Annotated in this window: 15 protein-coding genes; 6 read left to right on the forward strand and 9 right to left on the reverse strand. The window is 69.2% G+C overall.

Annotated features, from left to right (window positions below):
• Positions 1–5: 5 nt before the first annotated feature.
• On the reverse strand, positions 6–293 hold the full coding sequence (gene rpsF, locus CWT12_RS13070) for a 30S ribosomal protein S6 (protein WP_161925161.1): 288 nt from the start codon (positions 291–293) through the stop codon (positions 6–8).
• Positions 294–541: 248 nt separating this feature from the next.
• A complete protein-coding gene (locus tag CWT12_RS13075) occupies positions 542–2,905 on the reverse strand; it encodes a transglycosylase domain-containing protein (RefSeq protein ID WP_161925162.1) in 2,364 nt (787 codons plus the stop codon).
• A 225-nt stretch (positions 2,906–3,130) separates the two neighbouring features.
• On the opposite strand from CWT12_RS13075, the gene CWT12_RS13080 reads away from it, so the two are divergent.
• Entirely contained in the window at positions 3,131–6,007 is a 2,877-nt protein-coding gene (locus tag CWT12_RS13080) for a cation-translocating P-type ATPase (RefSeq protein WP_161925163.1), read from the forward strand.
• Between the two features lie 100 nt (positions 6,008–6,107).
• On the opposite strand, the gene CWT12_RS13085 is transcribed toward CWT12_RS13080, so the two are convergent.
• Positions 6,108–7,235, reverse strand: a complete 1,128-nt coding sequence (locus CWT12_RS13085; RefSeq protein ID WP_161925164.1) for a helix-turn-helix transcriptional regulator — start codon at positions 7,233–7,235, stop codon at positions 6,108–6,110.
• Between the two features lie 124 nt (positions 7,236–7,359).
• On the opposite strand from CWT12_RS13085, the gene CWT12_RS13090 reads away from it, so the two are divergent.
• Complete coding sequence (locus CWT12_RS13090) at positions 7,360–7,776, forward strand: VOC family protein (RefSeq protein WP_161925165.1); 417 nt, start codon at positions 7,360–7,362, stop codon at positions 7,774–7,776.
• Positions 7,777–7,819: 43 nt separating this feature from the next.
• On the opposite strand, the gene CWT12_RS13095 is transcribed toward CWT12_RS13090, so the two are convergent.
• Positions 7,820–8,788: an NAD-dependent epimerase/dehydratase family protein gene (locus CWT12_RS13095; protein WP_161925166.1), complete on the reverse strand. Its 969-nt coding sequence runs from the start codon at positions 8,786–8,788 to the stop codon at positions 7,820–7,822.
• A 70-nt stretch (positions 8,789–8,858) separates the two neighbouring features.
• On the reverse strand, positions 8,859–10,172 hold the full coding sequence (locus CWT12_RS13100) for an MFS transporter (protein ID WP_161925167.1): 1,314 nt from the start codon (positions 10,170–10,172) through the stop codon (positions 8,859–8,861).
• 249 nt (positions 10,173–10,421) lie between these two features.
• On the opposite strand from CWT12_RS13100, the gene CWT12_RS13105 reads away from it, so the two are divergent.
• Both CWT12_RS13105 and CWT12_RS13110 read left to right on the forward strand, forming a co-directional pair.
• The gene (locus tag CWT12_RS13105; protein WP_161925168.1) at positions 10,422–11,729 is read left to right on the forward strand and encodes an MFS transporter; all 1,308 of its coding nucleotides are present in this window, start codon (positions 10,422–10,424) and stop codon (positions 11,727–11,729) included.
• Between the two features lie 201 nt (positions 11,730–11,930).
• Entirely contained in the window at positions 11,931–12,575 is a 645-nt protein-coding gene (locus tag CWT12_RS13110; protein ID WP_161925169.1) for a TetR/AcrR family transcriptional regulator, read from the forward strand.
• A 114-nt stretch (positions 12,576–12,689) separates the two neighbouring features.
• On the opposite strand, the gene CWT12_RS13115 is transcribed toward CWT12_RS13110, so the two are convergent.
• From CWT12_RS13115 to serC, 4 genes are all read right to left on the reverse strand, one after another.
• The gene (locus tag CWT12_RS13115; protein ID WP_161925170.1) at positions 12,690–14,132 is read right to left on the reverse strand and encodes a glycoside hydrolase family 30 protein; all 1,443 of its coding nucleotides are present in this window, start codon (positions 14,130–14,132) and stop codon (positions 12,690–12,692) included.
• Positions 14,133–14,187: 55 nt separating this feature from the next.
• Positions 14,188–16,329 (reverse strand): beta-galactosidase, encoded by a 2,142-nt coding sequence (locus CWT12_RS13120; RefSeq protein ID WP_161925171.1) that lies wholly within the window; start codon positions 16,327–16,329, stop codon positions 14,188–14,190.
• A 344-nt stretch (positions 16,330–16,673) separates the two neighbouring features.
• Positions 16,674–17,861 carry a phosphoglycerate dehydrogenase gene (locus CWT12_RS13125; RefSeq protein WP_161925172.1) on the reverse strand — a complete coding sequence of 396 codons (1,188 nt, stop codon included), beginning with the start codon at positions 17,859–17,861 and terminating at the stop codon, positions 16,674–16,676.
• Positions 17,862–17,905: 44 nt separating this feature from the next.
• A complete protein-coding gene (gene serC, locus CWT12_RS13130) occupies positions 17,906–18,988 on the reverse strand; it encodes a 3-phosphoserine/phosphohydroxythreonine transaminase (protein WP_161925173.1) in 1,083 nt (360 codons plus the stop codon).
• Between the two features lie 916 nt (positions 18,989–19,904).
• On the opposite strand from serC, the gene CWT12_RS13135 reads away from it, so the two are divergent.
• Both CWT12_RS13135 and CWT12_RS13140 read left to right on the forward strand, forming a co-directional pair.
• Positions 19,905–20,108 (forward strand): hypothetical protein, encoded by a 204-nt coding sequence (locus tag CWT12_RS13135; protein WP_161925174.1) that lies wholly within the window; start codon positions 19,905–19,907, stop codon positions 20,106–20,108.
• On the forward strand, positions 20,108–20,851 hold the full coding sequence (locus CWT12_RS13140) for a hypothetical protein (protein WP_161925175.1): 744 nt from the start codon (positions 20,108–20,110) through the stop codon (positions 20,849–20,851). Before CWT12_RS13135 ends, CWT12_RS13140 begins: the two co-directional genes overlap by 1 nt.
• The last annotated feature ends 55 nt before the right edge of the window (positions 20,852–20,906 follow it).

Genomic DNA, 20,906 nt, shown 5'->3' on the forward strand with positions numbered 1-20,906 from the left:
GGCGCTCAGGCCTCGGGGCGCAGCAACTTGGTGCGCAGCACCGACTCGTTCAGCCCGAGCTGACGGTCGAGCTCCTGGGCGATCTCCGGCGTGGCGGTCATGTCAACCACCACGTAGATACCCTCGGACTTCTTCTTGATGTCGTACGCCAGGCGCCGCTTACCCCAGACGTCGGTCTTGTCCACGGTACCCCCGTTGCTGGGGACGACCTGCAGCATCTTCTCGAGCGTGGGAGCGATGGTGCGCTCATCCGTCTCGGGTGCGAGGATGATCATGATCTCGTAATGACGCATGCTTAGTACCCACCTCCTCTGGTCTGAAGCGGTCACGGTCTCTCCGTGACAGGAGGGTGATGCGTTCGACCGCGCCGCCGCTTACGCGGGTGCGTACGCCGACGAGGCAGTCCGCCCGTCACCATACCCGAGGGCGCCGCCCGCCTTAAAGGCGACGACGGCGCCACTCGGCGTGTGGTGTGCCACGCTCCTTCACCCGGCTCTACGGCAAGCGCCAAGAAGCCGCGGCACACGCGCAGAGGTTGAGATCATCCGCCCTGCTGGCCCCAGCCCTGACCTTGCCCCTGGCCCTGATCAGTCTGCTGGTTCTGGTCGCCCTGCTGGTTCTGCTGCTCTTGATTCTGGTCGTTCGGGTTCAGAGTGCCGCCGTTGTCGGTGTCCTCCTCATCGCCCTCATTCTGCTGGTCGGTCCCGGAGTCCTCGTCATCGTCCTCCTCGGCGTCCGTAGCCTCCTCGGTGGGCTCCGCAGTGGGCTCCGCGGTGGGCTGCTCCACGGTCCCCGTACTCTCCTCCACCGGCGCCACTGGCGCAGGGGTCCCGTACAGGCCACCGGGGGTGTAGGAGCCGGCCGTGCGCTCGGGGAAGTACTCGATCGGCAGCTCCGCGAGCGCCGTGGCCATGTACTCGGTGAAGATGTCAGCCGGGTACGTCGAGCCGGTGATCTCGCCGTAGTAGCCCCAGGGGGTGATGGACTCCTCCGAGCCGTCCTCCCCGGTCTGGTAGAGCGTCACCGCAGTGGCGATCTGCGGGGTGTAGCCGACGAACTGCGCCGACTTGTTGTCCGAGGACGATCCGGTCTTCGCGGCCACCGGCCGCCCCAGCGCAAGCGCCGTGGTCCCGGAGCCGGCATTGACCACCTGCTGCATGGCGTAGGTCGAGTCCGCCATGACGTCGTCGGAGAAGACCTTCTCCCCGTCGGTGGATCCGGTGTAGGCCACCGCGCCGGCCGGGTTGGTGACCGAGTTGACGATGTGGGTGTGGTGCTTGGTGCCCTGCGCGGCGAAGGTCGCATAGGCGGTGGCGATGTCGATCGTGTGGGGTGAGGCCGAGCCGAGGACGTTCTGCACGTAGGCGTCCAGGCCCAGGGTGTCCTCCGGATAGCCCGCGCGCACCGCGACCTCGTTGGTGACCTCCGGGTCCACGTCCCGGTTGAGCTGGAGGTAGGTGGTGTTGATCGAGTAGGTGGTTGCCTTGACCAAGTCCGACCAGCCGTAGGAGACGTTCTGGTAGTTCTGGAAGGTGGCGCCGTCGATGACCATGGGCGAGTCGCCTACGTATCCGTTCGCGAGCGTGTCCCCGTTCTCCAGGGCGGCCACCAGCGCGAAGGGCTTGAAGGTGGAGCCCGCCTGGGCGACGGCGTCGGTGGAGGAGTTGACCTGGTTGGTCAGGTAGTCCTCACCGCCGTACAGGGCCAGAATCCCGCCGGTAGTGGCGTCAATGGACACCAGGGCCGCACGCAGGTTCGGCGAGGCGCCCTCGGGCAGGTTCTCGACGGCGGCAACGGCGGCGTCCTGGTCCTCCTTGTCGATCGTGGTGACGATCTTGTAGCCGCCGGTGTCGATGTCCTCGGCCTCCATGCCGGCATCGGCCTGGAGCTCGGCCCGCACCAGCTGCAGCAGGTACCCGGTGGGCCCGCCGTAGGTCTCCTTCGTCTGGGTGGCCACGGTCTCCGGCAGCTCAGCGGAGTCGTACTCCTCCTGGGTGATGTAGCCGTCCTCAAGCATGTAGTCCAGGACGCGCTGCCAGCGGGCGGCGGCCTGATCCGGGTCCAGGGCGGGGTCCCAGGCGCTGGGCGAGGGCAGGATGCCTGCCAGCAGCGCCGACTCCGACACTGTCATCTCGGAGGCCGGATGCCCGAAGAACGCCTCGGATGCCGCCTCGATCCCGTAGGCACCGCGGCCGAAGTACACCGTGTTGAGGTAAGAGCCGAGGATGTCCTGCTTGCTCATCTCCCGGTCGATCTTGATGGCCATGATCGCCTGCTTGAACTTGCCGGAGTATGAGCTGGTGGTATCGACGTAGTAGTTCTTGATGTACTGCTGCGTCAGCGTGGAGGCGCCCTGGAGGGAGCCGCCGCGCATGTTGTTGACGAAGGCGCGGACGATGCCCTTGGGGTCAATGCCGTTGTTGGAGTAGAAGGAGCGGTCCTCGGAGGCGACCACGGCGTTGCCCACGTAGTCGGGCAGCTGGGAGGCGTCGATGATCTCCCGGTCCACCTCCGCGAACTCGCCCATCACGGTGGTGCCGTCGGCGTAGTAAACGGTGGTGGTCTGCGCCTGGGCGAACTCGCTGGGCTCGGGCACCTTGATCATGGCGTAGGCGACGGCGAAGCCCGCCACCGCCATGACGATCAGGAGCAGGAAGCTGCCCAGGAGGAAGCGCCAGCTGGGCAGCCAGCGGTGAATCGGCCCCTTGCCGGCGCGCGGGTAGTTGAACCGCCGCCGCCCCGAGGACGCCTGGTCGGCCCGGACCGCGGCGGTGGCGGGGTGCCTGGCGTTGCGCGGCTTTAGGACAGCGTTCTTACGGGGCTTGTTGACCCGCCCGGCGTTGGCCGCCTGGGCGAGCTTCCGGCCAGTGGGGCGGGCACCGCCCTGATTCGCGGAGTCTGCCATGCGCTCCTCTTCCTCTACGCAGCTTCATCCGGCTTCATCACATCACGTCAGGGCCGCCCGGGGCCACTGTTCGGGCTGTCAGATGCGTCTATTCCGCGCATTGCGCACCCAGGCACCGCCCATAGGCGCCTTCGCAGCCGCTGGGACAGGGATGGGACCGCGCTGAATCAGTGCCCGCGGCGAACGGTGCTGGTACCGCGCCTGCACCGCTGGTGAGATACGGGTATGAGCGCACGCACCGCCACTGCTCCCGCCGCGCAATCGCCAGCGGCCCCGTGGGCCCTGCCGGGAGTCGACGTCGCCGCCGACCTGGGTACCGATCCCGCCACTGGCCTGAGCGCCGCCGACGCCGCGGCCCGGCTGGCCTCCGACGGCCCCAACGAGCTGCCCAGCAAGCCGCCGGTGCCGGCCTGGCGGCGCTTCCTCGCCCAGTTCGCCGACCCGCTGGTCTACCTGCTGATCATCGCCATCGTCATCTCGGCGGTGGCCTGGGTGCTGGAGGGCGCGCATGGCGTGCCCGTGGACGCCCTGGTGATCCTCGCGGTGATCACCCTCAACGCGGTGCTCGGCTTCGTGCAGGAGAACAAGGCCGCCGACGCCGTCGCCGCCCTGTCCGCCATGACCCAGGCCTCCTCCACGGTGCTGCGGGACGGGGTGCGCGTCGTCGTCCCCTCGGCGCAGCTGGTGGTTGGGGACGTGCTGATCCTGGGCGAGGGCGACCAGGTGGGCGCCGACGCGCGCCTGCTGAGTGCCGCCTCCCTGCGCGTGATCGAGTCCTCCCTGACGGGTGAGGCCGACGCCGTCTCCAAGAGTGCCGACGCCGTGGCCGCGGACGCCGACCTGGCCGACCGCACCGCCATGGTCTTCCGCGGCACCTCCGTGGCCCAGGGCTCCGGCCAGGCCGTGGTCACCGCCACGGGCGGCGCCACCGAGATGGGCGCCATCGCGCGCATGCTCGACGCCGTCGAGGACGAGGACACGCCCCTGGAGCAGGAGATCACCCGGGTGTCCAAGCTGCTCGGCGGCATCGTGGTGGCCATCGCCGTGATTGTGGTGGCCACCCTGCTGGCACTCGCGCCCGAGCGGGACGCGCAGTCCTTCATCGACGCCCTCCTGCTGGGGGTATCGCTGGCGGTGGCGGCCGTGCCGGAGGGGCTGCCGGCGATCCTGTCGGTGGTGCTGGCGCTGGGTGTGCAGCGGATGGCGCTGCACCAGGCGGTGGTCAAGAAGCTCAGCAGCGTGGAGACCCTGGGCTCGGCCTCGGTGATCTGCTCGGACAAGACCGGCACCCTGACCCGCTCGGAGATGACCATCCAGGAGGTGGCCACCGCCTCCGGCACCACCGTGGTCACCGGCATCGGCTACGAGCCCAACGGCGACGTAGCCCCCGACGCCGACCGTGACGGACGCCCTGACGACGAGCCGCTCGCGGGCGCGCTGCGCGATGAGGTCACCGTGGTCCTGTCCGGCGGGGCCATGGCCTCCGACACCGAGCTGGCCGAGGATGCCGGGGTCTGGAGCGTCGTCGGCGACCCCACCGAGGGATCCTTCCTGGTGGCGGAGCGCAAGCTCGGCACGCAGGGCAGTCGCGAGGGCCGTTTCACCCGGGTGGGCATGGTGCCCTTCACCTCCGAGCGCAAGCTCATGTCCGTGCTGTACACCGACGCCAAGCACGGCACCACCATCCTGATGGCCAAGGGCGCCCCCGACGTGCTCATGGAGCGCTGCACCCGGGTGCGCGTGGGCGAGGTCGACCAGCCCCTGGACGCGGCTGCGCGCGCGGAGTTCAACGCGCATATCGCAGACATGTCCGGGCGGGCCCTGCGCACCCTGGCGGTGGCCTACCGGGACCTGGACGCCGACGAGGCGGCCGCCGTCGCCACGGCGGGGACCGACGGCGTCTTCGACCACCTGGAGCACGGGCTGACACTGGCCGGCGTCGTCGGAATCATCGACCCTCCCCGCCCGGAGGCTGCCGCCGCCGTCGCCGAGGCACACCGGGCCGGGGTGCGCGTACTCATGATCACCGGCGACCACCCCGCCACCGCCGGACGTATCGCCGCCGACCTGGGCATCGCCGCGCGCGGGGCCCGCGTGCTCACCGGCCGGGAGCTGTCCGGCATGGATGACGCCGCGCTGGCGGACGCCGTCGGGAGGGTGAACGTGTACGCGCGGGTGGCGCCGGAGCACAAGCTGCGGATCGTCGGGGCCCTAAAGGCGCAGGGGCAGACGGTGGCCATGACCGGCGACGGCGTCAACGACGCTCCCGCCCTGCGCTCCGCCGATATCGGCGTGGCCATGGGGGTGACCGGCACGCAGGTCACCAAGGAGGCCGCCACCATGGTGCTGGCGGACGACAACTTCGCCACCATCGTGGCGGCCATCCGGGAGGGCCGCCGGATCTTCGACAACATCCGCAAGTTCCTGCGCTACCTGCTCTCATCCAATATGGGTGAGGTGCTCACCGTCTTCGGCGGGGTAGTGCTGGCCGGCGTGATCGGGCTGACCGGACACAGCGAGTCCGGGGTGGTGCTGCCACTGGTGGCCACGCAGATCCTGTGGATCAACCTGGTCACCGACTCCGGGCCGGCCCTGGCGATGGGTGTGGACCCGAGCGTGGAGGACGTCATGGGGCGACCGCCACGCCGGCCTGACGAACGGGTCATTGACGGGGCCATGTGGCGCGGAGTGCTGCTGGTGGGCGCCGTCATGGCGGCCGCGACGCTCGGCACACTCGACATCTTCCTGCCCGGCGGGCTGATCGAGACCTCCCTGAGCGTGGACGACCTGACCACCGCACGCACCGCCGCCTTCACCACCCTGGTGCTGGCGCAGCTGTTCAACACCGTCAACTCCCGCTCGGAGACGGTCTCCGCCTTCCGGCACCTGCTGGTCAACAAGTGGCTGTGGGGCGCGATCGCCCTGGGCGTGGTGCTACAGGTGGCGGTGGTGGAGGTGCCGCTGCTGCAGGCAGCGTTCTCCACTGCGAGCCTGGACCTGGTGCACTGGGCGGTGGCCGTGGCCATGGCCTCGCTGGTGCTGTGGGTCGATGAGCTGCGCAAGCTGGTGCGCCGGGCGCGCCTACGCAACCCAGAGTACTGACCGACCGCCCTCCACCACCGAGACCGGCACTTGTAACACACCGAGACCGGTAGAAGCGACGTGCCGAAATGGTGGTGTCAGGGGTGGTTGGTGCCACCGTTCACTCCGCCTCATCCTGATCCGCATAATCGGCCAGCAACCGCGCGGCCAGCCCACGCATGCGCGCCCGCAGGTCACGCGGCTCAAGCACGCGCACGTCCCCTGCCAGGCGGGGCAGCGCCTCCAGGGCGTGGGAGACATCGGCGAAGACCACGCGCGCCCGCAAGGGTGGGCGGTCTCCTCCCGTGGACGCAGGAGTCTCGCCATCGACGACGGCGATATCCGTCTGCTCCCCGCCACCCTCGATCACCTCCGCCTTCACCAGGCTGCGCAACCGGCCTAGGGCGGCAGGCCGCACCTCCAGGAGCGCGGGCAGAGGATGAAACCGGGAGCGGAAGCGCTCGCGGGCGGCATGCCACTCGGCGAGTAGATCGAACTGGACGTCTACAGGTTCTGCGGCGCCTGCAACTGCGACCCTCCCGAAGCCGGTCGACTTGCCGGACCCGTCCTCCGACCCCGCCGAGGCCGACCACGATTCCGCACCGTCGGCCTCGCATGTCTCCAAATCGTCAATGCGGTCCAGGCGGAAGAAACGGGTCCCGTGCTCCGAGCGTCCCACCAGGTACCAGTCGGAGCCGGCACACAGCAGACCCAGGGCCGGGATGACCACCTCGCGGATCCTGCCCGACTCGCCCGCCGTGTACCGGAAGCGAACGCTACGTCCGTGCTCGACCGCCGCCAGTGCCTTCTTAAGCCACGGTCTCCCGCCGACGCCGGGCAACCACCCCTCGGGGTCGATGACCACCCGGGATCCGAACCACAGCACGTCTCCCGAGCTCTCGGATGATCCCCGTCCGGCCGCGGAGACGGCAACCTTGTCGAGCGCCCGGCCGACGGCGTCGTCGAGACCCAGGGCACCGGCGCCCGCTAGCGAGACGACCGTGGCCAGCGCCCGGGCCTCATCCTCATCCAGCCCCAGCAGGTCCGGGCGCCAGTGCGGCAGCAGGCTCACTCCGCCGCCGCGCCCCTGCTGCGTGTAGACCGGGACGCCGGCCGCTGACAGGGCCTCGACATCACGCATGACCGTGCGGACGCTGACTTCGAGGTAGTCGGCGAGCTCGGCGGCCGGCGTCGGCGCGGTGCGCCCGCTCAGCATCCAGATCATGCGCAGCAGCCGATCCGCGCGCATCTGCCCTCCCCATCCATGACAGAAGATGTCTGGTTTTTCGTTTCAGACTTGAGCCTAGCCGGTGACGGCGGGCCCTGCCCGCAGTCCCGGCCGCCACCGAATACAGTCGCAGAAGGAGATCGCGATGAAAGCCGACCTCAGTGCCTATATCAGCTTCGCCGGACAGGCGCGCCAGGCACTCACCTACTACCGCGAAGCCCTGGGCGGAGAGCTGGACATTGAAACCTTCGCCGCCTGGGAGGTTCCCGCCGAACCGGGCCACGAGCAGGACGTGCTTTACGGCGTGCTGCGCACATCGGACGGCTTTGTGCTGCGCGCGACGGACCGACCGTTGTCAGAGGCGCCGGTGCAGGTGGGCTCCGCCGTCGCCCTGTGCTTGAACGGGCAGGAGCGCGAGCGCCTAATCGCCTGCTGGAAGGGCCTGTCCCGGAACGCACAGGTAGCCGAGCCCTTGGAGGAGACGCCCTGGGGAGACCTCAACGGGGTGCTCGTCGACCCCTTCGGTCTGCGCTGGATCTTCAACATCGGCGCCTCGGAGTAATGCGAGTGGGCGCGCCAGCGCGACCCTGCCGGACGCACAGCGCTCAGGCGACTGTCTCAATACCCGCCGAGTTGAGCAGGTCCCGCACGGTCATCGCCAGGGGCCGGGGCAGAAGACCAAGCTCCTCGCGGGCACGCCTACTGGAGACCGCTGGGTTGTCGGCCAGGGCGCCGAGCGTGGCCGGGGTGAACACGTCGGTGCCGAGCCGACTACCCACCGCCTCCCCGAGGGGCGCGAGCGGCCGCGCCCACTCCAGGGGGAGCGCCAGGCGCAGCGGAGGTCGACCGGCCAGCACCGCTCCGAGGGACATCACAGTCACGAGCTGCGCGCGTATGCCGCTCAGCAGGTAGGAGCGTCCCGACCTGCCCCAGTCAAGGGCCACGGCGATACCGGCGGCGACGTCCCGCACGTCCACCCAGTCGAAGCCGCCCGCAAGCGTCGCCGTCCGGCGTCCCCGCGCCGCGGCAAGGATGAGAGAGTTGACACGCGATCCGTGATCGACGGGGCCGATGATCCCCGTGGGCAGGCAGATCACCGCGTCCAGGCCCCGCGCCGCCTCGGCCAGCACCGCCCGCTGACCGACGGCCTTGGAGCGGTCGTAAAGCGGGCGGCCCGCACCCGCCAGTGGCGTCGTCTCGGTGATGACTCCACCCGCGGAGCAGTCCAGGGCGTGGATTGAGGAGCAGTGCACCATGCGTATGCCACGGCGCCGGGCCTCGGCCGCCACCAGCGCCGGGCCGCGGGTGTTCAGCTGCCAGGCCGCGGGGTCGCGGCGCCACAGGGTGACTCGCGCGGCGAGGTGGACCACGGCGTCGCAGTCCTCCATGGCCTCATGCAGCTGCCGGGAGTCCAGCACGGAGCCGGTGACCCACTCGACGCCGACTGGCGGGGCGGCGTCGGAACCCGGAGGGTGCGGCCCCATGGCCCGTACCTGCCAGCCCGCTGCCGCGAGCCGCGGCAGCAGGTTCAACCCGAGGTGCCCGCCGCCGCCGGTCACAAGAACACGCTTCACCCCTCAAGTGTCTCGCAAAGGTCACGTTGAGGCCACCCCTGCGCACCTATTGACCTGTCCTATGCGGGCCTCACCCCAGACCCGGCAGGTCGGCCACCTCGCGGGGCCGGTCGCCCAGCGCCCGCACACCAGTCCGGTAGGCCAGCGCCACGCACCACACGAAGCCCACCAGGGTCACCTGAACCGCCCGTGACCAGCCGACGTCGGGCAGCACCAGCACGGCCGCGCCGGCCGCCACGCACTCGGCGGTGTTGAACAGCACGTCGTAGATGGAGAAGGCGCGCCCGCGGTAGGCGTCGGCGGTGTCGCCCTGGACGATGGTGTCGACGGCGATCTTGGCGCCCTGCACACCCACGCCGAAGATGAAGATCCCCGCGGTCATGACGGCCTGCCGGTAGGTGGCCACAACCAGCAGCTGCCCGATGCTGCCGCCGAGCAGGCACATGACGATCCAGGTCGACGGCGCCACACGCTCATGCGCCAGGGGGGTGAGCACCACCGCCAGGCCATGGCCGGCGACCATGGCCCCCATCAGGGTGGCGAAGATGGCGAGCCCCGTGTCGGCGTCCTCGGGGGCGGCGAGCAGGTTGCGGGCGGTCAGGATCATGGTGATCACTTGCATGCCGTACACGAAGCGGTGCAGCGCCATGGTGGTCAGTGCCAGGCCGGGGGTGCCGCGGCGCACCAGGTAGCGCACCGCGTTGACGAGATCGCCCGCGGTGGCCGCGAGCGCGGCGCCGAGGCCGTCGGCGGCGGGCCTATCCGGGCCGAGCTGTCCCGCGCCGAGCCGGGTCACCACCCCGGCGGCCAGCACGTACAGCACCATGGCGCTCAAGAGGCTGGCGGTGTCCTGCGCGGTCCCAGCCGGCAGCGCCAGCCGCAGCACGAAGCCGATGACCGCGCCGAGCGCGGTGGCCGCGCCGCCCAGGGTGGGCACGATCGAGTTGGCGGTCAGCAGCCGCCGGTGGTCGATGATCTGCGGGAGCCCGGCTGACAGCACCGACAGCAGGAAGCGGTTGATGCCCAGCGCCACCAGCACCAGCACGTACACCGCCGGTCCTATGCCCCAGGCCCGCAGCGCCAGCGTGGTCAGTGCGATCACGCCGGCACGCGCCAGATTGCCGTACAGGAGGGTCTGCCGACGCCGCCAGCGGTCGATGAATGGCCCGGTGAAGGGGCCGACGACGCTGAAGGGCAGCAGCATGACCACCAGTGCCGCGGCCACGCCCGCGGCACTGGTCATGTTCTGCGGCTGAAAGAAGAACAGGGTGGCCAGGCCCGCCTGCACCATGCCGTCGCCGGTCTGCGAGACCAGGCGGACCCCCAGCAGGGTCCGGAAGGCCGGGACGGAGGCGAGGTCCTTGAGGTCGTCGGTCAGGCGCATGGGTCAAGACTTCCCCATGCGAGCGCCGACGACGGTTAGCGTCCGCTGTGAAATCCGGCGACTCGCGCGGGCTCCTCAGCGCACAGAGGCTCACCGGCACATCCGTGTGCCAGCGCGTAGGGCGAACCGTACGCCCGCGCTTGCGGGTTGACAGGCCATCCCCCGGCGGTTAGTCTCACTGTCGCACTTACTAAGTAGTAAGTAACTCGCCTTGGCGAACACAGCCGTTCGACGAAAGGGCCCACGCACATGGCACAGCAGCCCGCGCACGCCACCGAGAATGACACCTCGACCCCATCCAACCTCGCACCCGACACCGGCTTGCCGCTGCCACGAAGCGCGATGGTGCGCTTCGGCATCGGCTTCCTCTGCATCTCCCTGCTTTGGGCGACCGGCCTCAACACCATCGCCGCAGTCCTGCTGCCGCAACGCCTGAAGGACATCGGCGTCGACAACCCCACCGCCCTGCTCGGCACCATCTCCGCGGTGACCGCCATAGTGTCACTGTTCTCCAACCTCATCTTCGGCAACCTGTCCGACCGCACCCGCTCCCGCTTCGGAAAGCGCAGCCCCTGGGTCATCAGCGGCGGCGTACTCGGCGGCCTGTGCCTGTTCGCCATCGGCATCCTCACCAACGCCGGCCTAATCACCCTGGTGTACTGCGTGTGCATGGTGGGCCTGAACATGATGCTCGCCCCGGCAGTGGCCGTGCTGTCCGACCGCGTGCCCGAGACGATCCGCGGCACCATGTCCACCTTCTGGGGAGTCGGCGCCTCCATCGGGTACCCGATCGGCGCAATCGTCGGTGCCCGCTTCATCTCCGAGTCCGGCGCCGCCGTCTCCGGCTTCACCCTCGGCGGCATCCTGATGGGCATCGCCGGCATCTTCGCCGTTCTGGTGTGGCCGCGCGAGCGGTCCTCCGTGAATGAGGCCTCAGACGCCGGCACTCTGAAGGACCTGCTGGTCTCCTTCATCCCGCCGATCCACGGGGCGGCCGACTTCTGGAAGGCCTTCATAGGCCGCTTCACGATGCTGGTGTCCTACCAGATGATCAACGCCTACCAGCTGTACATCATCCAGGACTACCTGGGCCTGTCCACCACGCAGTCCGCGGCCACCGTGACACTGATGTCCACCATCACGCTCGTGGTCGGCCTGATCGGCGGCTTCATCGGCGGCCCGCTCTCCGACCTCCTGCACCGCCGCAAGGTGCCGGTAGTCATGGCCTCCCTGTGCTTCGCCCTGGGAGTTGCCATGCCCTGGATTATGCCGACCACTACGGGCATCTACCTGTTCGCCTTCATCGCCGGCTTCGGCTACTCGGTGTACAGCTCCGTGGATCAGGCCCTGAACGTGGACGTGCTGCCCAACCCCGAGACTGCGGGCAAGGACCTGGGCATCCTCAACGTCTCCACCACTCTGGGCCAGATGTCCGGACCGGTGATCACCTCCGCGATCGTCACCGCCACCGGCGCGTACACGCTGGTGTTCCCCGTGTCTATCGCCTGCGCCGTCGTCGGCTGCTTCTCCATCCTGGCGATCCGCTCGGTGCGCTGAGCACAACCCAGCGCGGCCGACCGGGGTGTTCGTCCCCCGGCCGGCCGTGCCTTGCCGTCGCCGTCCGCGACAGACGACCGCCGTCCGCCTCCCTGCCACCTGTAGAACCGCGCAGTCTCGGCAATCCGTAGTCGCGCCGTCGGCGCTGCGGGAGCGCTTGCCCCACTCTCGGGGCAGTGGGCCGCCCAGTAGGATCGGCGCATGCCGCCATCGTCCTCCACCAAACGCCACCGCATGACCGCAGCCGAGCGGCGCGAGCAGATCGTGGAGGTCGCCACCGAGATGGTGGCCAAGCACGGGTTCAACGGGCTGTCGCTGCAGGAGGTGGCCGACGCCGTCGGCATCACCCAGGCGGGGCTGCTGCACTACATCGGCACCAAGGACGGCCTGCTGGAGCTGCTGCTGGATGACCGCTACGACCGCCAGGGCACCCCGCAGGACTTCATCGACTCCGGCGACCCTGCCGCCACCCACCCCGAGGGCATCAGCCTGCCGGCCTACTTCCGCTACCTGGTGGCCTTCAACGAGGCTCGCCCGGAGCTGATGGAGCTGTACATGACGCTGGGGGTGGAGGCGACCGACCCGCGCCACCCCGCCTACGAGCGCTTCATCGACCGGCCCGACCAGGTGTGGGACTACTACTCCACCTTTACCTGGAGGCTGCCACCCGAGGTCATGGCGGCGGGCGGCTGGGAGACCATGCGGCCGCTGGTGGAGATGGCGATCGAGGCGATGGACGGGGCGCAGATCCGCTTCTTTCGCCGCCCGCCCATCTCTCTGACCGAGGAGTGGGCGCGCTGGGAGGCAGTCCTGTTCCCCTCCCCGGTCTGGGACGACTACCGCTAGCACTTCCCCATGCATTGCACGACCCCGGGGTACGTTTTACGACCCCGGGGTGGTCGTGGAACACACCCCAAGGTCGTAAAACGTCACCAAGGTCGTGGAATGCCTGCGCGCGGCTCAGGCCAGCGGCTTGGCAGCCACCTCCACGTGCTCGGCGGGCACCACCACGGTCACCAGCGAGTCGGCCGGGGCGGTGAAGGACACGTTCTTGTTCCCCACGCCCACCACGAACTCCTGCGGGGTGGTCATGTCATTCTGGGCGGCCACCACCACCGAGCCATCGGGGTTGTGGAAGGCCAGCAGGTTCTCATACCCCGTGTAGGACAGGGTCGGCACGAAGCGCGCGCCCGGCTGCACGAAGCCGGACAGGTGCCGCAGCACGTAGTACTCGTAGGTGAAGCGACTCTTGCCGGTGGCCGGGTCCACGGTCACCAGGGAGTTCTGGCTCCAGCCCCAGCGGGAGACGCCGCCCTCGTCCAGCGCCAGGTTCCAGTAGTCGTAGACGCTGGCGCCGTTGTTGAAGTAGTGGCGCATCATCGTCCAGGCGTAGCGGGCGTAGCGCCAGTCGTTCTTGCCGTCGCCGCACTCCTGCTCGGACTGGTAGATCTTCAGCTCCGGGTGGTTGTGGTGGACGAAGGGCACCGCCCGCTTGCCATCCCACTGGAAGCCGACGCCCTCGATATGCGGACCCACCTCCGGATCGGCCAGGACCTTCTCCACCATGGTGTCGTCCGGGCGCTCCATGGTGCCGAAGAAGACCTTCACGCCGCGCCGCTCCATCTGCGGGATCAGGTGCTTCAGGAAGGCGATCAGTCCCTCCGGCGTCCAGGTGCAGGCAGGGTAGATCTGGGCGGAGTTGAACTCGTTCTGCGGCATGACCATGGAGATGTCGATGCCGCGCTCGGCGTAGGCGTCGATGAACTTGCCGAAGTAGCGGGCGTAGGCGTCCAGCACCTCCTCGGTGAGAATCAGCCCGTCGGTGCCCTCCTCGATCTGGTTGTCCGGGGACAGGCCGTTGTCAAAGGCGGTCTGCTCGCTCATCGGGTTGGGGGCGGCGCAGGCGTAGTGCTTATTGCGCTTGAACCAGGACGGCGGCCCCCAGGGGGAGGCCCACAGGGTCAGGTCGGGTCGGTGGGCCTTTGCGGCCTGGATGTAGGGCACCAGGGTGGCGTCATCGTGCTCGACGCTGAAGTGCTCCAGGGCGAAGTCGCCGTCGACCTCGTCGTAGGAGTACCAGTCGGTGGCGAAGTCGTTAGCGCCCACCGGCATGCGGCACACGGTGAGGTTGGTGCCGACGCCGGGCGCGAAGACCTGCCGCAGCACCTCGCTGCGCTCGGCCTCGGACAGGCGGGACAGCGCCACCCAGCCGAGCTCGTTGAAGCAGACGCCGAAGCCGTCGATCTCCTGTGCGGGTGCGTCCAGGCGCAGGAAGGCGCCGGGGAAGGTCTGCATCGGCTCGATGGTGACGGGCGTTTCCGGGGTGAACCAGGGGTCGGCCTCGGTGGTGGCGTAGAACTGGAAGCCGGCGGCGGGGGTGTTGGCGGGGCTGGTGTCGGTCATGGGGTTCTCCTAATGGTGCGGGTTTTGTGCTTCGTTGCGGTTTGCCCGGGGCGGCTCAGGCCTCGACGGCGAGGACGCCCCAGGCGGGGATGGTCACGGTGGCGCCGGCCTCCAGGCGAGCGCCCGGGGCGGCGACGGCTCCCAGGACGTCCTCCCCGCCCTGCGGCAGGGCGATCTCGACGGCGTCGCGGGAGTAGTTCAGAAAGTAGCTCAGCCCCCGGCCGCGGCCGTTGGTGCCGCGGCGCACGGTGACGGTGCCGGCCAGGTCCTGCGCCCAGTCGGTCACGCCCGCCCGCTCGGCCACCAGCCGCAGCACGGCGCGGGTCAGCGCCGGAGCGGTCATGGTGGCCAGGTGGGTGATCGAGCCGGCGCCGACGGCGCGGGTGGCGACCGCCGGCCCGGACCAGGCGTGGTGGTCGTAGGTGGCGAGCACCTCCACCTCGGCGTCGCCCTCGCGGGCGTCGGCGTCGACGGGGGTGAGCAGCTCCATGAAGGTGGAGGCGGCCAGCTCTGCCGGATCTGTCGGGCCGACCGCGACGCCGTCGTCCAGGGCCGCGGCGAGCGCTCCCACCGGGCGCAGGGCGACGCCGTCGGGGCGGGTGAACTGGTCGGTGCCCAGGCCCAGCAGGCCGGACAGGCCATGGGGCTGGCGGTCGGTGAAGACCTGCAGGTTCTCGTCGGCGACGCCGGCGCGGAAGGTGGTGACCAGGTGGCCGCCGCCGGCCACATAGGCGCGTAGGGCGTCGGTGGTGGCCTGGGGGGTGACGTACAGGGCGGGCGCGACCAGTACGGCGTAGCGGCCCAGGCGCTCGACGGGGGCGTCGGCGGGGACGACGTCGACCTCCAGGTTCAGGTCGAACAGGGCGTCGTAGAGCCAGCGGAAGACGTCGTTGTAGTTGGCGCCGCCGCCGGCGTACTGGCGGGGGAAGCCGGCCTCGAGGCTGAACCACTCCAGGGCGGTGTAGGCCTCGTTGGAGACCATGATGGCGATCCGGTTGTGCTTACGCAGGCCGGTGAGGGATTCGGCATGCTCGGCCAGTTCGCGGCCGATCGTGACGGCCTCCCGGTAGGTGGGGTTGGGCGTGTAGTCCTGGCTGAGCAGGCCCTTCCAGTAGGTCTCGAAGGAGTTGTGGATGGAGCCCCAGTGCCAGTACATGACGCCGCAGGCGCCGGAGGCGAGGTGGGAGTATGCCTGCAGGCGCAGCTGGCCGGGGTAGGGCAGCCAGCCCATCTGCCCCTGAGCCTGCGTCTCGATCACCAGGTAGGGGTCGCCGTCCTTCAGGGAGCGGGAGATGTCGCCGCCGAAGCCGATCTCCCTGCCGGTGAGCTGGTCCTCGCCGGGGTGGTAGATGTCGACGCCGGCCAGGGTGACGGCGTCGGCGGCCCGGAAGTGGTCGACGGCGGGCTGGATGCCGAAGGAGTAGCCGCGCCACTCGTAGTCGAAGTTCTGGGTGACGAACTGGTCCTCACGGCGGTACTCATCTACGATGGCGCGCTGCCAGGCGAGGAAGTCGGTGACCAGGCCGCGGCGGAAGGCGTCGAAGGCGGCCGCCAGGGAGCCGTTGATGGTGCCGGTGACGTCGGGGAAGTCCTCCCAGGCGTTCACGCGGTTGGACCAGTAGTTCAGGCCGAACGCCGAGTTCAGAGCGTTGAGGCCCTCCTGCCCGGCGCCGAAGCGCTGCTTGAGGTGGTCGACGAAGGCGCGCTGGATGTCGGCGTTGGCGGCGTCGTAGTACTTGGTCTCGTTGTCCAGTTGGAAGCCGACCACATGCGGGCGCGGCGCGGTGTGCTCTACCAGGGCGCGGATGGCGGCCTCGGCGTAGTGGCGGTAGGCGGGGGCGAGGATGTTCATGTTCTGGCGCGGCCCGTACTTGTTGGGGCCGGCGGCGGTGACACCGAGGACCTCGGGGTGGCGGGAGGCCAGCCAGGTGGGGATGGCGGCGGTGGGGGTGCCGATGATGACGTCCAGGCCGTGGCGCTGCGCGGCGTCGAGGGCGCGGTCGATGTGGGTGAAGTCGAAGACGCCGGGGGCGGGGTTCCAGGTGCCCCAGGTGAACTCGGCGATGCGGATCGTGGTGAAGCCCGCCTCCACCATCATCTGCATGTCGCGTTCGAGCCGTTCGGGGCCCGCGGCGGCGGGGGTGTACTCGTCGTAGTAGGCGGCTCCGAAGATGAGCCGGTCCGAGTGCTGCGTCATTGTGCCCTCCTGCGCGGCGCCGTCGCCGCTTATCTAGTAGTTACTAAATAGTAGATCAGATGGGTGCGGAGCGGAAGGGCCGGTTCCAGTGGAAATCACCGGGCAGGCGCGGCTCACAGACGGTAGAAGTGTCCATCTCTCGCCACTTTGCGCTCTTCATCCACCGCACAACGTCAGCTCCCCGGCATTTGCCCAGGTCAGAGCCGGTATCCATTAGCCCCGCGGTTGCGTGACTGGTGAAAGTGTGGAGAGATGGACACTTTTCCCGGTGGCGTTGCCAGGCGCAGCCACGTTGCAGAACGCAAGTGCCCCCGCTCAAGCCGAGCGGGGGCACCGCCGACGCCTCAGGCGGCGGGCTCGATGGCGCGGGCGGACAGCACGCCGTCAATGGCGCGCAGCTGGTCGAGCACGTCCTCACCGAGCTCGCCCTCGACGTCCACGAGCGTGACAGCGAGGTCACCGCGGGAGCGGTTAAGGAGGTTAGCGATGTTCTGGCCGCGCTCGGCCACCAGGGTGGAGACCTGGCCGACCATGTTGGGCACGTTCTGGTTGACGATCACCAGGCGGCGGGTGCCGGGCTCGCGCGGCAGCACCGCCTCGGGGAAGTTGACCGAGTTGTGAACCTGGCCGTCCTCAAGGAAGCCGCGCAGCTCATCCACGGCCATGACGGCGCAGTTGCGCTCGGCCTCCTTGGTGGAGGCGCCCAGGTGGGGCAGCGAGATGCACTTGGGGTGCTTGTGCACGGCGGTGGAGGGGAAGTCGCACACGTAGCCGCCCAGGGTGCCCTCGTCCAGGGCGGAGACGACCGCTGCCTCATCCACGATCTCAGCGCGTGCGAAGTTCAGCAGCACCGCCGTCTCCTTCATGATGGCGATGCGCTGAGTGGAGACCAGGCCGCGGGTGGACTCGATCAGCGGGACGTGCACGGTCAGGATGTCGGCGCGGCGGAACACCTCCTCCATGGATTCGGCGCGCTCCACCTCGGCGCTCAGGTGCCAGGCGTGCTCCACGCTGATGCCGGGGTCGAAGCCGACCACGTTCAGGCCCAGCCCGAGCGCAGCATTGGCGACCTGTACGCCGACGGCACCCAGGCCGATCACGCCCAGGGTGCGGCCGGGCAGCTCGAAGCCGACGAACTGCTTCTTGCCGGCTTCGACGGCGCGGGCGATCTCGGCGTCGTCACCGGTGAGCTCGTGGGCGAAGCGGGCGGCCGGGATGAGGTTGCGGGAGGCGATGAACAGGCCGGCGAGAACCAGCTCCTTGACGGCGTTGGCGTTGGCACCGGGGGTGTTGAACACCGGGATGCCGCGCTCGGTCATGGCGGCGACGGGGATGTTGTTGGTGCCGGCGCCGGCGCGGGCGATCGCCATCACCGAGTCGGGGATCGGCACGTCGTGCAGCTTGGCCGAGCGCACCAGCAGGGCGTGGGGCTCGGTGACATTGCCGCCGACGTCGTAGCGGTCGTCGGGGAAGCGGGACAGGCCGGCGCCGGAAATGGCGTTGAGGGTCTGGATGCGGAACTGCTTGGTCATGGCTGTACCTTCTCCTGGGTTCTGCTGAGCTTCCGGCGGCGCCGTCAGGCGCGGGTGCGCTCGAACTCGGTCATGTAGTCGATCAGGGCGGTGATGCCGTCGGCGGGCATGGCGTTGTAGATGGAGGCGCGCATGCCGCCGACGCTGCGGTGGCCCTTGAGGTTGGTCAGGCCGGCGGCGTCGGCGCCAGCGAGGAACTCGGCGTCGAGGGCGGGGTCGGCCAGGGTGAAGGGGATGTTCATCCAGGAGCGGGAGCGGGCCTGAACGGGGTTGTTGTAGAAGTCCGAGGCGTCGATGGCGGCGTACAGGCGCTCGGCCTTGGCGCGGTTGCGCTCGCCCATGGCCTCCAGGCCGCCGGTGGACTCGATCCAGTGCAGGATCAGCCCGAGCAGGTAGATGGAGAAGGTGGGCGGGGTGTTGAGCATGGAGTCGGCCTCCGCCATGACCTTCCAGTCCCAGATCGCGGGCACGTCCTCGCGGGCGCGGCGGAGCAGGTCCTCGCGCACGACGACGATCGCCAGGCCCGCCGGCCCGAGGTTCTTCTGAGCGCCGCCGTAGATGACGCCGAAGCGCTCGACGTCGATGGGGCGGGAGAGGTAAGTGGAGGAGAAGTCGGCCACCAAGGGGACGTCGCCGGCGTCAGGGATGTAGGGGAACTCGACGCCGCCGATGGTCTCGTTGGGCGTGTAGTGCAGGTAGGCGGCGTCAGCGGGGACGGTGAAGGAGCCGGGCTCGGGGGTGGTGGTGTAGGCGGAGGCGGCCTCGTCGGCGACGACGCGCACGTCCACGCCCTGGCGGCCGGCCTCCTTGATGGCCTTCTTGGACCACTGGCCGGTGTTGAGGTAGGCGGCGGTGGCGCCGCGGGCGGCCAGGTTCATGGGGATCGCGGAGAACTGGCCGGTGGCGCCGCCGGCGAGGAAGAGGACGCGGTAGCCCTCCGGGACGCCGGCGACGCGGCGGAAGGCGGCCTCGGCGTCGGCGGCGCAGGCGACGAAGTCCTTCCCGCGGTGGGAGACCTCCAGCACGCTCATGCCGGAGCCCTGCCAGTCGGTGAGCTCGGCGGCGGCCTGCTCGAGCACGGGCAGGGGCAGTTGTGCGGGGCCTGCGGAGAAGTTGTACACGCGCATGGCTCCACGATAGCCGGGGCGTGGGGCGCGGCCGTAAAGCGTCTCATGGGGCGGGGCTGCCTCCGTCCGGCCCGTCCCAGCCCGTCTGGCCCGTCCCAGCCCGTCTGGCCCGTCCCAGCCCGACCCAGCCCGTCCGGCCCGTCCTAGCCCGACCCCGAAGTCGTCTGCTACGCCGGTTCGGGGTTAACAACGCCAGTTAACGGCCTGCTGTATACCTCCCAGCCCTTCAGCAGGCCGTTAAGTAGCGTTGTTAACGGGAAAGGGGCGTAGCAGACGGCGCCGCGGGCACGATCACCACTGCCGACAACGCCCGCCCCGGCCAACGCCAACTTCCCGCCACACACCACCGACGCCGCACACCGCCACACGCCGCGAGCCGACAACGCCGCGCACCACCGCCACCGCCCCGCACCCCTACAGCCACAGGTCACGACGCGGCCCCACAAGCATCCTGTTGCGCATCGCAATGTACGCATAGATTCGGAACAACAACGGAAGAAGCCCCGGTGGGCAGGACGGCGACCATCACCGTTCCGGACAGCCTGGCTGCTGAGCTGGATCAGCGTGTGGCATCAGGCGCGTACGCCAGCCACAGCACCGCTGTAACTAACAGGATCCGTGAACTGCTCAACCGCGAAGATGCACTCGATTCCCGGCTCCACAATGAAGTGGGCCCGGCCTATGCCGAGCTACGCGAGGATCCCACCCGCGCCTTGTCACCCGAAGCAGTGCGCGCACACATTGCCGGCATCCATGCCCAACCAGCGTCCAGAGCCTGAAGCGAAAGCCCGCCACGTCACCTACTCCCGCCCGCCTGGGTACACACGGCGACGGTGATGGAGCGGGCGGCCTGCTAGGGGCGCTGGTTCCTGTCATACGGTGCGGCTACAGTGAAGGGAGCAGGAAGGAGGCCCGCATGTCAGCACCCACGAACAACCTGGTCCGCGTGTTCACGGAGGATGAGCTCAAGGCTCGGGAGTCGGATGTGGTCGATAAGCTCACGCGTCGCTTCGGCAGTCTTGAACGCGCGCTTGAGCGCGAGGAGGACTGGGACTACGACGAAGACGAGGCCACCCTCTTCTCCGAGTATCACGCCGTCACCTTCCTACTGTCCGACTGATGGAGGACTTCTCGGCGCAGGAACGCCAGACCCACGACTTCGCGGCCCAGACCACCGCCACCGTGCGCACGGTGTGCCCCAATGCGCCCGGTTTCGTCGCTGATGCCGCTACCCACAAGAACGTCTGGAAGGCGACGGTGGCCACCCCAGGAGACAAGCCGGTGGTGCTGACCGTGGGCGGGAGGCGCCTGCTGAAGTTGAAGGTCAGCTACGAGTGCACGGCGTCAGCGCGCCACTCCTTCATGCTGGTCGAGAAGTCGGCCTTCATCCTGCTGCCCGCAAAAGGCAGTGAGCCCCTGGTACGGCTGGAATATCTACGCCACCCGCACTCCGACGTGCCGTGCTGCCACCTCCAGGTCCACGCCCATCGCGATGACTGGACCTTCGCCATGACCCGTGACGGCGTCGGAAGCGCAAGACGCGAGGTGGCCCGCCGGGCCAGTGCGGAGCGGGCCCCGCAGCTGTCTGACATTCACTTTCCTTCGGGAGGTCCACGACTGCGGCCCACCCTGGAGGACTTCCTGGAGATGCTCGTCCATGATCTCGGAGTGGACCACACCGAAGACGCCCTGGAAGTCCTCGAAAAGCAGCGTGCGGCCTGGCGATCCGATCAGGTGCGCGCCATGACGGCCTCTCTTCCCGATGTGGCCGCAGATGTGCTGCGCGATGCGGGGTACACGGTGACTGCACCGGACGACGGCAGCATTGATCCCGACCGGCAGGCCTGGCTTACCCGCTACTGACCACCGAGTACGCCAGCTCCCGCCACAAATCGGCGAATACATGACGCGCCCGCCG

The organism is Actinomyces sp. 432, assembly GCF_009930875.1.
Classification (GTDB): Bacteria; Actinomycetota; Actinomycetes; order Actinomycetales; family Actinomycetaceae; genus Actinomyces.

Excerpts from the sequence above, each read along its gene's own strand:
- rpsF (WP_161925161.1), bottom strand. The coding sequence starts at position 293 with ATGCGTCATTACGAGATCATGATCATCCTCGCACCCGAGACGGATGAG.
- CWT12_RS13075 (WP_161925162.1), bottom strand. The coding sequence starts at position 2,905 with ATGGCAGACTCCGCGAATCAGGGCGGTGCCCGCCCCACTGGCCGGAAG.
- CWT12_RS13080 (WP_161925163.1), top strand. The coding sequence starts at position 3,131 with ATGAGCGCACGCACCGCCACTGCTCCCGCCGCGCAATCGCCAGCGGCC.
- CWT12_RS13085 (WP_161925164.1), bottom strand. The coding sequence starts at position 7,235 with ATGCGCGCGGATCGGCTGCTGCGCATGATCTGGATGCTGAGCGGGCGC.
- CWT12_RS13090 (WP_161925165.1), top strand. The coding sequence starts at position 7,360 with ATGAAAGCCGACCTCAGTGCCTATATCAGCTTCGCCGGACAGGCGCGC.
- CWT12_RS13100 (WP_161925167.1), bottom strand. The coding sequence starts at position 10,172 with ATGCGCCTGACCGACGACCTCAAGGACCTCGCCTCCGTCCCGGCCTTC.
- CWT12_RS13105 (WP_161925168.1), top strand. The coding sequence starts at position 10,422 with ATGGCACAGCAGCCCGCGCACGCCACCGAGAATGACACCTCGACCCCA.
- CWT12_RS13110 (WP_161925169.1), top strand. The coding sequence starts at position 11,931 with ATGCCGCCATCGTCCTCCACCAAACGCCACCGCATGACCGCAGCCGAG.
- CWT12_RS13115 (WP_161925170.1), bottom strand. The coding sequence starts at position 14,132 with ATGACCGACACCAGCCCCGCCAACACCCCCGCCGCCGGCTTCCAGTTC.
- CWT12_RS13120 (WP_161925171.1), bottom strand. The coding sequence starts at position 16,329 with ATGACGCAGCACTCGGACCGGCTCATCTTCGGAGCCGCCTACTACGAC.
- CWT12_RS13125 (WP_161925172.1), bottom strand. The coding sequence starts at position 17,861 with ATGACCAAGCAGTTCCGCATCCAGACCCTCAACGCCATTTCCGGCGCC.
- serC (WP_161925173.1), bottom strand. The coding sequence starts at position 18,988 with ATGCGCGTGTACAACTTCTCCGCAGGCCCCGCACAACTGCCCCTGCCC.
- CWT12_RS13135 (WP_161925174.1), top strand. The coding sequence starts at position 19,905 with ATGTCAGCACCCACGAACAACCTGGTCCGCGTGTTCACGGAGGATGAG.
- CWT12_RS13140 (WP_161925175.1), top strand. The coding sequence starts at position 20,108 with ATGGAGGACTTCTCGGCGCAGGAACGCCAGACCCACGACTTCGCGGCC.